Raw genomic sequence first — 12,410 nt, forward strand, 5'->3', positions numbered from 1 at the left:
ATCCATGACCATCACCTCGACCACCCTGTCCCGGGTCCAGGCGATCCTCGCCGAGACGCTCGGCCTGCCCGACGGCGGCCGCTCGCTCGGGCCGGACACCCAGCTCTACGGGGCACTGCCGGAGCTCGACTCGCTCGCCGTACTCGATCTGCTGGCCGGGTTGGAGTCCGAGTTCGGTTTCATGATCGATGATCATGAATTCGGCAGCGACCTGTTCGCGTCGGTGGGGAGTCTGGTCGCGTTCGTCGATCAGAAGCTCGCCGACGCGGCCTGAGGCCGGGTGCCGTCGATGATCGACAACAGCCTGGCCCGGCGGAGGCTCGCCGTCGCGGGGATCGTGGCAGCGCTGCTGGCTACCGGGGGAATCGGCTACGGCGTGGGCCGGCTCCAGTCCGCGGTGTCCAGCACCGTCGAGACGCCAGGCCCCGCCGGCAGTTCACCCGCGCCCCCGGCGACCCAGCCGCAGCCGACCGAACCGTCGTCCGAGCCGTCGACCGGAGCCGGCGGGCCTCCGGAAGGGCTCCCGAACGAGGACAGCACCGGGGTGCCGGCCGGGACCAAGCTCACCGCCTACACGGGACCGATGACGATCACCCAGAACGGCACGGTCATCGACGGCAAGACGGTCGACGGCGCCTTGATCATCCGGGCCGCCGACGTCACCGTACGCAATTCGATCATCAACGGTTCGATCTCCACCGACGAGATCTCGGCCGGCTTCTCGTTCACCATCGTCGACTCCGAAGTGCGGATCGGCAACAACGAAGGCACCGGCATCGGCACCGTGAACTTCACGGTGCTGCGGGTCGAGGTGACCGGTGGTAACCGGTCGATGAACTGCTGGAAGAACTGTGACATCCGTGCTTCGTACGTGCACGGTCAGTTCAAGGACGAGACCGGTGTCGCGCACGAGTCCGGGATCCGGATGGGTGCCGGCGGCAAGATCATCGGCAACACGATCATCTGTGATGCGCCGGACGTCCCGCCCGACGCGGGCTGCTCGGCCAGCCTCACCGGGTACGGAGACTTCGCCGCCGTCCGGGACATGGAGATCCGCGGCAACCTGATCGGCGCCACCACCGGCGGCTTCTGCGCCTACGGCGGCAGCTCCGGCGGCAAACCGTTCTCCGACGGAGCCCAGAACATCCGGTTCATCGACAACACGTTCCAACGCGGTAGCACCGGCAAGTGTGGTTTCTGGGGTGCGATCACCGACTTCGACTCCAACGCTCCCGGCAACGTGTGGGAGAACAACCGCTGGGACGACGACACGGCCCTCCCACCCGACAACTGACGATCATGATCATCCGAATGGCGGCACGATGAAGGCTTTCCTCGCAGTGACGCTCAGCCCCGGCCCCGGCGGGCCGGCGATCGATGAGCGGGCCCTGGCCCAGGCGGTCGGCTGCCTGCACGATTCGCCGGCGACCGAGCCGTCGCTCCGGCGTACCGACGACGGCTGGATCGCCTTCTCCGGAACGGATCCCGGCGACCTGACCGACTCCACCGATCCGGCCGGCGGGTTCACCGTGCGACTCGGCCGGGCGGCCCGCACGCGGACCCGGGACGTCGCCACGACCGAACTGCCCGCCATGATCGACAACGGCGCCGCGCTGACGGCCCTGCTGCCGCCGTTCGCCGCGGCGCACCGCTCCGCGCCGGGCGCGCCGATCATGATCGCCTGCGACTGGCTGGGCTTCCACCAGCTGTACTGGTGGCGCAGGTCCGGGGTGGCGGCCGTCTCGACCAGTGCCCGCGCCCTGTCCATCCTGGCCGGCGGCGAGTTCGATCCGGCCGGCCTCGGCGCGCAGGCCCTGATCGGCTGGCAGGTCGGCGACGCGACGATCTTCGCCGGCGTGCGGACGTTCGCTCCCGCGACGATCGCGACGCTGCACCGGGGCCGGTTGGACCTGCACCGCTATGCCGAGCCGCCGGCCCGGCCGTCGACGACGCCAACGCTCGACGAGGCGGTCGAGGAGTTGGCCGCGATCCTGTGCCAGTGGCAGACGGGCTATCTCGAAGATCATCCGGACGCCATGCTGCAGCTCACCGGTGGCCACGACTCGCGGATCCTGCTCGCCGCGATCCCGGAGCGGCTTCGGCCCGGGCTCCGCGCCCTGACCCTCGGCCCGCCGGACAGCCCCGACGTCGTGATCGCGGCCCGGCTGGCCGAACGGTTCGGCCTGGTCCATCAGGTGTACGACCCCAACGAGCAGCAACCGCCGACGCCGGCCGAGGCCCATGCGCTGGCACTCACCGCGGCCCGGGACCTCGAGTGTGCGGCGAGTCCGCTGGCCCTGGCGCCGCTGCTGCTCGCCGAGGCCCGGATGGAACAGGGCCACCGGCTGGCCGGGCTGGGCGGCGAGGTCGCCCGCGGGTTCTACTACGCCGGGCAACCGGCGCACGCCACCACCTCGCCACACCTGGTCGACCGGCTGGCCCGCTGGCGACTCTTCAGCAACGAGTCCGTCGAGGCCGACGCGCTCGAGCCGGCCTTCCTCGACCAGGCCCGCGAGTCCACGCTCGCCACCCTGCACGGCCTGTTCGGGTCCGGCGACTGGCTGCCCGCGACCGACGACTTCTACCTGATGCAACGCATGCACCGCTGGGCCGGCGTACACGGCACCGTCGCCGCGGTGCGGCGGCTCTACATCAACCCGATGTTCGACCGGCGGTTCATCGAGCTGGCGCTCGCGGTCGCGCCGACCGACAAGCGCGACTCGATGCTGCTCGGCCGGCTGACCCGGCGACTCGACCCGGAACTGGCCGGTGTCGCACTCGACTCCGGCCTGGTGCCGGCCCGGCTCGCCACCCGCTCGGTGCTCACCCGGCTGTCGACCGGCACGTTGACCGCCCGCAAGCTGGTCCGCAAGGTGCACCAACGCGCGACCCGGGCCCGGCGGGCGCAATTCGGCGCTGCCGAGCTCGCCGCACTGGTACTCGCGCACTGGCGGGCCGAACCCGAATCCTGTGCGTCCCTCTACAAGGCCCCGATGCTGCGCACGGAATGGCTGGACGGGGTGCTCGAAGGGAGCACTCCCGCCCAGCCGACCACGGTGGCGTTCTTGATCAACGTGCTCGCGGCCGCGGAAGCGACCGCCTAGCAAAGTCGATCAGTTGGACGGCGCGACGGCCTTCCCGTCGTCCCAAACGTTGCCCTCCCAGACATTGCCAGGGGCGCTGGAGTCGAAGTCGGTGATCGCACCCCAGAAACCACACTTGCCGGTGCTACCGCGTTGGAACGTGTTGTCGATGAACCGGATGTTCTGGGCTCCGTCGGAGAACGGTTTGCCGCCGGAGCTGCCGCCGTAGGCGCAGAAGCCGCCGGTGGTGGCGCCGATCAGGTTGCCGCGGATCTCCATGTCCCGGACGGCGGCGAAGTCTCCGTACCCGGTGAGGCTGGCCGAGCAGCCGGCGTCGGGCGGGACGTCGGGAGCGTCGCAGATGATCGTGTTGCCGATGATCTTGCCGCCGGCGCCCATCCGGATCCCGGACTCGTGCGCGACACCGGTCTCGTCCTTGAACTGCCCGTGCACGTACGAAGCACGGATGTCACAGTTCTTCCAGCAGTTCATCGACCGGTTACCACCGGTCACCTCGACCCGCAGCACCGTGAAGTTCACCGCACCGATCCCAGTGCCCTCCCGGTCCCCGACCCGAACCTCGGAATCGACGATCGTGAACGAGAAACCGGACGAATTCTCATCCGTGGCGATGGTGCCGTTGATCACCGAGTTGCGCACGGTCACGTTCGCGGCCCTGATGATCAACGAGCCGTCGACGGTCTTGCCGTCGATGACCGTGCCGGCCTGGGTGATCGTCTTCGGTCCGGTGTAGGCGGTGAGCTTCGTTCCGGCCGGCACACCCGTGTTGTCCGGGCCGGGGAACTCGCCGGACGGCGGATCGCTCGGCTGCGTCGGAGCCGGAGTCGGCTTCGGAGTCGGCGTGGGTACGGGGGTCGGGGTGGGCTCCGGCGTCGGCTTCGGCGAAGGCGTTGGCTTCGGCGAGGGAGCCGGATTCGGCGGAGTGGGCTTCGTGGCACGGATCAGCGGCTGCACGCCGGACTTGGTCCGGTCGGAGCCGACCGTGCGCCAGTCGTCGCGGATCCGCAGCACGGCGGCCGCGTCCTCGAGCTTGCCGGTGTCCAGCCGACCCTGATCGAACAGCGCCATGATCGCGCTGCGTTGTTCGTCGGTACGGAAGCCGGCGCGGATCGTGGCCAGGAACGTCTGCCCGGCCCGGACCTGGACGGCCCGGTCGAACTTTGCGTACTGCCAGCCCGGCTTGCCCGCGCGGAACTCGACGCGGGCCAGCGGCTTGCCGGCCTCGTCGCGGAGCGTGCCGCGGTGAGTCGTGGACTCCGCGCCGCGGAGGTAGCGCAATCCGACGATCGAGCCGTCGGCGGAGACGGTGAACCGGAGTCCGAGGTCGAGGTGAGCCATGCGGCGATCGGAGCCGTGATGGTGCCAACCGGAGCGATCATGATCGGCGCTCGGCCGATCGGTCCGCGGGTGGTCCGACGTCGGCTGCTCGGTGTGCTTCCGGTCGGCCGCGTCGGGCGACCCATCGGACGGGTGTTCGCCCGAGCCGGCGGCCGGCAGGGCGGTCGCGGGTTCGGCGGCCCGGTCGGCGGGTACAGCGGCGACCGTGCTGATGATGAACAGTCCGGCACTGGCGCCGAGCAGGCCGGCCAGGGCCAACAGGGAGCGCACGGACCGGCGTGAGCTGGTGGAGCGGTGTGAGTGGGTGGATCGGTTTGCGCTGGCGGATCGGCGTGGAACAGCAGATCGAGCCGACATGAGGCCTTCCCCTTCTTCGACAGCATGCGGCACCGCCGGGGCGACCCCGGTTCGACGCTTTCAGCTGTCAGTTGTGAAGCCCCCACAACTGGAACACGAGCCCCGGTCCCGATCGGCTCGTACGATCAAGTCCGGAATATAACGGCACGATAACGGGCCCTCGTGATCTTGGCAACCGGGGCGTCCAAGAGGAGGAACCCCTTTTATGATCAACACACTGCGGACCGGAGCCCGTTGCAGGAGCAGGAGTGATGGCGAGGAATTGCACGGCGAGCCCGGGCTCGACACCAGCGACGAGCCGTTCCTGCACCACGGCGAGGAACTGACCGAGGCGCGCGCCGAACAGCTCGCACAGGAGGCTCTGGCCAATCTCGGCCGGCCCAGTCTCATCCCGGACGGCAAGTCAATGCCAGATGGCTGGCAGTATGCCCCGGTCATGCGCCCCGGAGAGTCGATGCGAGACGACGCCCTGCCGGAGTGGTGAAGGCCGAGTTGGTCGTGTCGAGCGCCGTCGGGCCAGCACGCCAACCGGGATTCCGCGTTCTTGGGCGAGGGAAGGAGGTCGCGCTGGGCTGGTGTCACAAATCCGCAATGCAACGCCATTTGCAATCGGTTTCAGAGCTTTCTGAGGCCGTTGCATTGCAGTTTTGTGACACGCTACGGCCCGAGGCTTGAGCACCGACCACGCCAGCCGATCAGACGCCTTGACCTCCATTTCGAGCGGCGGATTCCGGCGAGAGCCTCGTGCGATGGCTCGACGATCACGAGCTTGCCCGCAGCCGGTGCGGCCCGCGGTGACGGTAAGTGTGTCGCCGGCCGGGTCTCACCACGGCACGCAGGTCAGCTCACTGTAGAGGTAGTCCACCTGGTCGGCCGTCAGGTCGTCGGACCGGAACATCTTGCGGCGCGTCCCGGGCAGATCGACCGCGCCCGCCGGCCGGCCGACCAGGCGCACCTCGGCCAGGGTCGCGATCAGCCGGTCCTTCCGGAGCAGGTACGCCCGCAGGGCCGGCAGGGCCCGCCGCAGCAGCTCCGGTCGGCTGGCGTACAGGATCGAGGCGAAGGCGGAGATCCGCTTCCGCCGGTCCCGCCGGTAGACGACGAGACAGGTGTCGTCGCCGTGGCTGATCATGACCTGGCGCGCGGCGAGGCAGCCGCGATGATCGAGATGCAGCCGAAGATCAGCTTGGCTGAGCGCCTCGGCCAGCGCGACCGGGTCCGCGGTGATCGCGATCGTGCGGTCAGTCCGCCGGGGCAGGTTGGGCAGCAGCACCGACGTGGTGTCGAACTCGGTGAACTTCAGCCGCTGGTTCACCTCGATCACCGAACCGCTCGGCGACAGGTCGGTGAACGTGTAGCCGGGTTGAGCCAGCGCCGAGCGGAGCAGCCGCACTCCGTGCAGCCGGTAGTCGTCCAGCACGCACCAGGCAGCGAGGTTGCAGAACCGCTCGGCCCGGCCCAGGATCATCCGCTCCGAGTAGATCGCGAGTTGGACGCCGACCACCCGGCCCGAGTCGGCGAGCAGGAACCCGTGGTTCGGTGCGTCGACCGGCCACGGCGGCACGACCGCCGCGGCCCAGGTCTCTGCGGAGAGGCGTCCGTTGAGCTCCGCGGCGAGGAAACGGGCGACCTGGTCGACATCCTCCGCGGTGATCGGGCGGACCTCGAGTCCGGCACCCTCGGCCACGCCTCCGACGATACGTCGAACGTCTCGTCCTAGCAGGGATTCCGTGATTTCCGAACGGGTCGGTTCGGTGGGCACTATCGTGGTCTCGATAGCGCGTCACGCTACTCGGGGGGAGAGCTGGTGACGACGGAAAATTTGATCAGCATCATCGTCGCGGCCCATGACGAGGCTGCGGTGATCGGCTCCTGCCTGATCGCGATCGGGGCGCAGCGGGACGCTCCCCCGTACGAGATCATCGTCGCCGCCAACGGCTGCAGCGATGCCACCGTCGAGGTCGCCCGCGGCCACCGCGGCGTGACCGTGCTGGACCTGCCGCAACCTGGCAAGACCGCCGCGCTGAACGCCGCGGACCGGGCCGCCCACGGCTTCCGCCGGGTCTATCTCGACGCCGACATCCTGCTGCCGCCGGACTACCTGGCCCAGCTGGACCGGGCGCTGCCGCCGCAGGGTCCGCCGCGCGCAGCGGTGCCGCACCGGCACCTTCAACTGACCGGCCGGCCGTGGCCGATTCGGTCCTATTTCGCCATCAATCAAAGGCTTCCGGCGTATCACAGCGGGCTCTTCGGCCGTGGTGTGATCGCGCTGTCCGGGCGGGGCCGGACCCGGTTCGAGCGCTTCCCGGACGTGATCGCCGACGATCTGTTCCTCGATTCGATCTTTGACGACAGCGAGAAGCTGCGCCTCGACACGACGGTCGAGGTGGCCACCCCGCAGCGGACCGGTCAGTTGATCAACCGGCTGTCCAGGGTCCGCCGCGGCAACACCGACCTGCGCCGGGCCGGCAGTGATGATCAACTTCCGGTGTCGGTACGGCCGGCGGACCGCTGGGCCTGGCTGCGCGACGTGGTGCTGCCCGAGCCCCGGCTCGCTCCGGCCGGCGCGGTCTATGCCGCGGTCACGGTGATCGCCGCCGTGCTGGCCCGCCGCGCGGCCGCCGGCACTGCCTGGAACAGCGGCGACCGATGATGATCATCAACCTCTGCTTCCACGGGATCGGCACCCCGCAGCGCGAGCTGGAGCCGGACGAGGCGGGCTACTGGATCGAGGCGGAGCTGTACGAGGACGTCCTTGATCGTTTCGGATCCCGACCGGACGTGCGGATCAGCTTCGACGACGGCAACGCCTCCGACCTCGAGATCGGCCTGCCCGGCCTGCTCCGTCGTGGTCTGACCGCGACGGTCTTTCCGCTCGCCGGACGGCTCGATCAACCGGGCAGTCTGAGCCGCGCCGACGTCCGCGAGCTCGGCCGGTCCGGCCTGACCATCGGCAGCCACGGGCTGACCCATCGCCCGTGGCGCGATCTCGATGATCATGACCTGGACCGCGAGTTGATCTTGGCTCGAGCCGATCTGGCCGAGGCGTCCAGGCACGGGATCACCCAGGCCGCGCTGCCGCTGGGCCGCTATGACCGCAGGGTCCTCGCCCGCCTCCGTACCCTCGGCTATCGCCGGGTCTTCACCAGCGACCGCGCCCCGGCGAAGGCCCGGTCCTGGCTGCAGGCGCGCTACACCGTTCGGTCCGGCGACACCGTCGAATCCCTGGAACGGGAACTCCTCGGCCCGCGACCCCTGGCCCGGAGAATAAGAAGCCGCGCCGCGACGTTCTACAAGAGCAACCGGCCCGCGCCCCGCCTCGCCTCCTGAAGCACCGGCCGCCCCAAGTCGGAAGGCCCCCACGCCAGTCTGGGAAGGAGTGGGGGTCTTCTTCTTCCCCATCAGAGCGCCGCTCTTCATGGTTTTCGCGTTTGGCCGTTGAACCGAATATTCAGGGATAGGCTCCGCGCATGGGGGTAGATCGGGGATATCTGCCGCCGCTCGACGGGATACGGGCTCTCGCCGTAGTGGCGGTCGTACTGTTCCATACCCTGATCTTCTGGTTTCCGGGCGGCGGGGTCGGCGTCGACGTGTTCTTCGTCCTGAGCGGATTCCTGATCACGCGGATTCTCGTGGCCGAACTCGATCGCACCGGCCGGATCTCCTTCGGGAATTTCTACCTGCGCCGAGCCCTGCGTCTACTGCCGGCGCTCTTCGCCCTCGCCATCCCCCTGACCGTCGCCTACCTGTTACTCCTCGACGGCGAAAGACAACGAGAAAGCCTGTTCGCGGTGTTCGCCGCGGTCGCCTACATCTCCTCGCCCGTGATGGCCTCGGGTCACCATCTCGGGCCGCTCACGCATACCTGGTCCCTGTCGGTGGAGGAATACTTCTACATCGTCTGGCCGCTGGTGCTGCTGTTGGTAACCGTCAGGGCCAAGCGATTCCGACTTCCGATCATCGCGGCCGTAGCCGCGCTCGCCGTGGTCTACCGGCTCACGGTGACCCTGGCCGGTTGGCCGGTCGAACGCGTCCACTACGCCGCGGACACCAGAGCCTCCGATCTCCTGATCGGCTGCGTGCTCGCGCTGGTGCTGGTTCGCTATCGGCTGCCGCTGCGCGAGGTCTGCGCGGTTCCGGCGACGTTGTTCCTGGTCGCGTTCGTCGTGCTGCCGGACACGCTGACCTCTCCGTTCTATCGCTACGGCGGCTTCCTGGCCGTGGCCGTCGCGGCGGCGGTCATGATCACGATCGTCGTGCAAGGCCCACAAGGAGCGACGGCACGAGTGCTCGGCACCCCGCCGCTGGTGTGGATCGGGAAACGCTCGTACGGCATCTATCTCTGGAACCCACCGATTTCCGCACTCGCCGGATTCGCGTTGCCCCAGTGGATTCCGGCCATCCCCGTTGTTCTCGTGCTCAGTTTCCTGGTCCCGGCGCTGTCCTACCGTGTCGTCGAAACGCCCTTTCTTCGGCTCAAGTCGCGGCTGCCCAGAAAAACCGTCAGGGTGCCTGCACCGCAATGATCGACTTGGTCAATCCGGCCATGCGTTCGCGCAGGATCTCCGATCCCGGAAGATAGTGTCGCATTTCCGTGATCCCGATCAGCTCGGTCCACAGCACCGAGGAGCGCGCGTCCTCGATGGACGTCGACCGCGTGTGGGTGAACGGCCACCACAGTTCGATCCTGCTCTTGGCGGCGACGGGAAGGAATTGCATGCCCGGGAACAGCCAGTGCGGTTCAACCGGGAAATAGCGGTAGGGCGTCTGCACCCAGTGGTACGGGGCGAGCTCGCGGATGGCGGTGGCGAGTCGCTGCCGGTTGGCGTGCCCGCCGACGTGTTCGATCAGCGAGTTGGAAAAGACAAGATCAAAACGGGAGTGGCCGACGGCCTTCTCGAGCACCCGCACCGCGTCACAGGCGTCGCCGGTCACCGCGGTGATCCGGTCGTTGCTCTCGCCCGGCTCGAACAGGTTCACCACGGTGACATGGGCGGGCCGCACCGGCGACCGGAGCCAGGACTCGGCGGTCCCGCCGAGGTCGAGCACCCGCAGGTCCTCGATCGCGGGGAACCGTTGCCGGAACAACTCCCAGCGCCGGCTCCGGGCCTTGGCCCCGAGTGAGGTCGGCGAGTCGACGAAGGCGTTGCGGAGCAGGCTGGCGACGGACATGATCAGAACTCCCCGAGTGGCGCGGCCGTGGTCGACCTGGCGATGGATGTCGAGCCGGCTGGACCAGCAGTCCGGCCGAACAACTGGCGGATCGACCGCGGATCGATCAGCCGGCGTAGCGCGGCCCGGCTGGTCCGCCAGCCCAGGACGGCGCGGCTCGCCTCGCGCAGCATGATCGCCAGCCAGAACAGGACGGTCCGGGGCAGCGCGTTGCGGCGCCGGAACAGCCGCACGCGGTTCAGCACCAGCAGCGACCAGAGCGCCGGTGTCTGCCCGGATCCGCCCTCCAGGTGTACGGCCTGCGCGGTCGGGACATAGCGGACGGCGAAACCATGATCACGGGCACGAAGGTCGAACTCGGTCTCCTCGGAGTAGAGGAAGAACGACTCGTCCCACGATCCGCAGGTACGAAGACACTCGGCACTGATCAACTGCGTTGAGCCCTCGGCCCAGTCGAGATCGACCTCTCGCTCGTAGCGGGCCGGATCGCTGACCACCTCACCGAACCGCACCGTGCGGCCGGCCCGCTCGGCACCGACCAGGGCGTCGGCGAAGGCCCGGGCCAGGGTCGGCTCCCGCCGCTGGGACAAGATCAACTCTCCGGCCGCGTCGATCAGCCGAGGCACCGCGATCCCCACTCCGGGCGCCCGCAACGCGGTCAGCAGAGCCGGCAGGCAGCCCGGCTGCAGCCGCACGTCCGGGTTGAGCACCAACGCGGCGGTGTACGGAGCGGCGGCGGCGAGAGCGGCGTTCACCCCGGCCGCATAGCCGGCGTTCCGGCCGACCTGCACCAGCGTGGCTTCCGGCGCCAGCCGGCGCACCGTCGCGACCGAGTCGTCGGACGATGCGTTGTCGGCGACGACGAGGTGCCAGGCCACGCCGCTCGCGCCGGCGGGAAGCGAATCGACCAAGCCCTGCAGCTGGGCCGCGCTGTTGTAGGTGACGACGCAGATCGCCACGCTTTCGCTCGCGTGACCAGTCATGTCCGGGTCCCCATTTCCGTGCCGCGACGTTGCGGCAAGATCACGATCGGACGGGTTGTCAGGTCGCCCTGCGGACGGGTCAGATTGGCCACGCTGCCCGCCAGGCCGAAGAGCAGGAAGCCGAGCCCGGTGGCAAGCGGGAAGCCCCAGGCGTCGAAGGTCGCGTAGCTGAGCGCGATCCCGCAGATCGCGGCGGCGACGGCGAGGGCCAGGTGCCGCAGGGCCGGATCGACCGTCCGCCGCCGGGCCAGCAGTGCACCGAAGAACGCCGAGCCGATCGCGAGCACGAGCGCGATCAGGCCGAACAGTCCCAGCTCGATCAAGATCATCAGCAGCTGGTTGTCCAGGATCCGGTAGTAGCGGGGCACGAACGTGAACAGGCCACGGCCGAACCACGGGTTCTCCGCATAGAGCTGCAGCACGACCGTGTAGTCGTCGGTCCGGCCGGAGATGCTGGGATCGTTCCCCAGGTTCGTGAACAGCGATCGGATGGTGCCGATCAGTCCCGGTGCGAGCAGCCGCATCCCGACTGCGGCGAACGGCAGGATCACCAGGGCCCGCAGCCGCAGGCGCCAGCTCCAGCCGAGGAACAGGATCAGGCCGGCGACCCCGGCGGCCAGAATCGCCGACCGGGACACCGACATCGGCAGGGCTGCCCCGATCAAGATCGTCGGCACCCAGGTGATGATCCGGTGGCCGGTCGGTGAGCTCGGAAACAGACTCCGGTGTATGGCGAGCGGCAGCAGCCCGGCCATCACCACCCCGAACTCGATCGGGTGGGTCGCCGTGGCGACGACCCGGTTCACCACCGACCGGGAGTCGACCGCCCCGAAGTCGGAGTTCGCGGTCAGCCCGGGCAGCTGGAACAGGCCGGCGATGTCGAACCCGAAGAAGTACTGGACGATGCCGAGCACCGCGACGAAGGCACCGAACCGGACCAGCCAACGCAACACCAGATCCAGATCGGCACGCGACCGCAGCCCGTCCGCGGTGATCAACAGGATCCCGAGCCAGCCGGCGAACGCGAGCAGACCGCGGTCGGCGCCCGAGATCATCGTCGCGGTGACCTCCGTGACGGTCGTGGGCAGCAGCGTCCAGAACTCGTCGGTGACCTGCCGGATACTCGGCGGTGCGTACCAGCCGGAGACGTGCCCGGCGGCATAGCCGGCCAGGACGGACAGCGTCAGCAGGCCGAAGCCGACGCGCAGACCGGTCAGCCCGCGCACCGGATTGTGCCCGCGCAGCGTGATCAGGATCCACCAGATCAGGGCCCCGATCCCCCACAGCGAGGCCGGTGACCCGACGGCGCCCAGCGGCCTGATCACGAGCTGGGCCGGGATGCACAGCAACAACGCGCCGTAGCCGACGACGAAGATCGCCGCCGGCCCGGCGTACCCGGGATTCCTGATCCGGGCCAGCCAGGTCCGGAGCCGACGTCGGGACCGGGCGATCATGA

Annotated in this window: 12 protein-coding genes; 7 read left to right on the plus strand and 5 right to left on the minus strand. The window is 69.1% G+C overall.

All coding sequences use genetic code 11. The features are described from left to right. Window positions 1–4: 4 nt before the first annotated feature. The 3 genes from ACFQU4_RS13580 to ACFQU4_RS13590 are packed head-to-tail and all read left to right on the plus strand — an operon-like array spanning window position 5 to window position 3,104. Window positions 5–274, plus strand: a complete 270-nt coding sequence (locus ACFQU4_RS13580; protein WP_377492560.1) for an acyl carrier protein — start codon at window positions 5–7, stop codon at window positions 272–274. Between the two features lie 15 nt (window positions 275–289). Next, window positions 290–1,294, plus strand: a complete 1,005-nt coding sequence (locus ACFQU4_RS13585; protein WP_377492563.1) for a hypothetical protein — start codon at window positions 290–292, stop codon at window positions 1,292–1,294. Window positions 1,295–1,322: 28 nt separating this feature from the next. Next, the gene (locus tag ACFQU4_RS13590; RefSeq protein WP_377492566.1) at window positions 1,323–3,104 is read left to right on the plus strand and encodes a hypothetical protein; all 1,782 of its coding nucleotides are present in this window, start codon (window positions 1,323–1,325) and stop codon (window positions 3,102–3,104) included. A 9-nt stretch (window positions 3,105–3,113) separates the two neighbouring features. Here ACFQU4_RS13590 and ACFQU4_RS13595 read toward each other — a convergent pair whose 3' ends face one another. Continuing rightward, entirely contained in the window at window positions 3,114–4,712 is a 1,599-nt protein-coding gene (locus tag ACFQU4_RS13595; protein WP_377492569.1) for a DUF4082 domain-containing protein, read from the minus strand. Window positions 4,713–5,004: 292 nt separating this feature from the next. On the opposite strand from ACFQU4_RS13595, the gene ACFQU4_RS13600 reads away from it, so the two are divergent. Continuing rightward, window positions 5,005–5,283 carry a hypothetical protein gene (locus tag ACFQU4_RS13600; protein WP_377492572.1) on the plus strand — a complete coding sequence of 93 codons (279 nt, stop codon included), beginning with the start codon at window positions 5,005–5,007 and terminating at the stop codon, window positions 5,281–5,283. A 339-nt stretch (window positions 5,284–5,622) separates the two neighbouring features. On the opposite strand, the gene ACFQU4_RS13605 is transcribed toward ACFQU4_RS13600, so the two are convergent. Next, window positions 5,623–6,486: a hypothetical protein gene (locus ACFQU4_RS13605; protein ID WP_377492575.1), complete on the minus strand. Its 864-nt coding sequence runs from the start codon at window positions 6,484–6,486 to the stop codon at window positions 5,623–5,625. A gap of 120 nt (window positions 6,487–6,606) precedes the next feature. Between ACFQU4_RS13605 and ACFQU4_RS13610 the strand changes: the two genes are divergently transcribed. The 3 genes from ACFQU4_RS13610 to ACFQU4_RS13620 all read left to right on the plus strand — a co-directional run bounded on the left by ACFQU4_RS13610 (window position 6,607) and on the right by ACFQU4_RS13620 (window position 9,325). Then, complete coding sequence (locus tag ACFQU4_RS13610) at window positions 6,607–7,452, plus strand: glycosyltransferase (protein ID WP_377492578.1); 846 nt, start codon at window positions 6,607–6,609, stop codon at window positions 7,450–7,452. Continuing rightward, on the plus strand, window positions 7,449–8,129 hold the full coding sequence (locus ACFQU4_RS13615; protein ID WP_377492581.1) for a polysaccharide deacetylase family protein: 681 nt from the start codon (window positions 7,449–7,451) through the stop codon (window positions 8,127–8,129). The genes ACFQU4_RS13610 and ACFQU4_RS13615 overlap by 4 nt, the downstream gene beginning before the upstream one ends. A 140-nt stretch (window positions 8,130–8,269) precedes the next feature. After that, window positions 8,270–9,325: an acyltransferase family protein gene (locus tag ACFQU4_RS13620; protein ID WP_377492584.1), complete on the plus strand. Its 1,056-nt coding sequence runs from the start codon at window positions 8,270–8,272 to the stop codon at window positions 9,323–9,325. Here the strand turns inward: ACFQU4_RS13620 and ACFQU4_RS13625 are convergent. From ACFQU4_RS13625 to ACFQU4_RS13635, 3 genes are read right to left on the minus strand one after another with little or no spacing between them, the layout of a single operon-like run. Further along, the gene (locus tag ACFQU4_RS13625; RefSeq protein ID WP_377492587.1) at window positions 9,303–9,971 is read right to left on the minus strand and encodes a hypothetical protein; all 669 of its coding nucleotides are present in this window, start codon (window positions 9,969–9,971) and stop codon (window positions 9,303–9,305) included. The two genes, ACFQU4_RS13620 and ACFQU4_RS13625, sit on opposite strands and share 23 nt — an antisense overlap. A 2-nt stretch (window positions 9,972–9,973) precedes the next feature. Continuing rightward, window positions 9,974–10,954, minus strand: a complete 981-nt coding sequence (locus tag ACFQU4_RS13630) for a glycosyltransferase family 2 protein (protein ID WP_377492590.1) — start codon at window positions 10,952–10,954, stop codon at window positions 9,974–9,976. Further along, window positions 10,951–12,408, minus strand: a complete 1,458-nt coding sequence (locus ACFQU4_RS13635; protein WP_377492593.1) for an O-antigen ligase family protein — start codon at window positions 12,406–12,408, stop codon at window positions 10,951–10,953. Before ACFQU4_RS13635 ends, ACFQU4_RS13630 begins: the two co-directional genes overlap by 4 nt. Between the last annotated feature and the right edge of the window lie 2 nt (window positions 12,409–12,410).

The sequence above is a fragment of the Microlunatus sp. GCM10028923 genome (assembly GCF_042666975.1).
Taxonomy (GTDB): Bacteria; Actinomycetota; Actinomycetes; order Propionibacteriales; family Propionibacteriaceae; genus Microlunatus.

Bases quoted from the DNA above. Each gene is read 5' to 3' on its own strand.
- ACFQU4_RS13580 (WP_377492560.1), top strand. From the start codon at position 5: ATGACCATCACCTCGACCACCCTGTCCCGGGTCCAGGCGATCCTCGCC.
- ACFQU4_RS13625 (WP_377492587.1), bottom strand. From the start codon at position 9,971: ATGTCCGTCGCCAGCCTGCTCCGCAACGCCTTCGTCGACTCGCCGACC.
- ACFQU4_RS13585 (WP_377492563.1), top strand. From the start codon at position 290: ATGATCGACAACAGCCTGGCCCGGCGGAGGCTCGCCGTCGCGGGGATC.
- ACFQU4_RS13630 (WP_377492590.1), bottom strand. From the start codon at position 10,954: ATGACTGGTCACGCGAGCGAAAGCGTGGCGATCTGCGTCGTCACCTAC.
- ACFQU4_RS13615 (WP_377492581.1), top strand. From the start codon at position 7,449: ATGATGATCATCAACCTCTGCTTCCACGGGATCGGCACCCCGCAGCGC.
- ACFQU4_RS13590 (WP_377492566.1), top strand. From the start codon at position 1,323: ATGAAGGCTTTCCTCGCAGTGACGCTCAGCCCCGGCCCCGGCGGGCCG.
- ACFQU4_RS13620 (WP_377492584.1), top strand. From the start codon at position 8,270: ATGGGGGTAGATCGGGGATATCTGCCGCCGCTCGACGGGATACGGGCT.
- ACFQU4_RS13635 (WP_377492593.1), bottom strand. From the start codon at position 12,408: ATGATCGCCCGGTCCCGACGTCGGCTCCGGACCTGGCTGGCCCGGATC.
- ACFQU4_RS13600 (WP_377492572.1), top strand. From the start codon at position 5,005: ATGATCAACACACTGCGGACCGGAGCCCGTTGCAGGAGCAGGAGTGAT.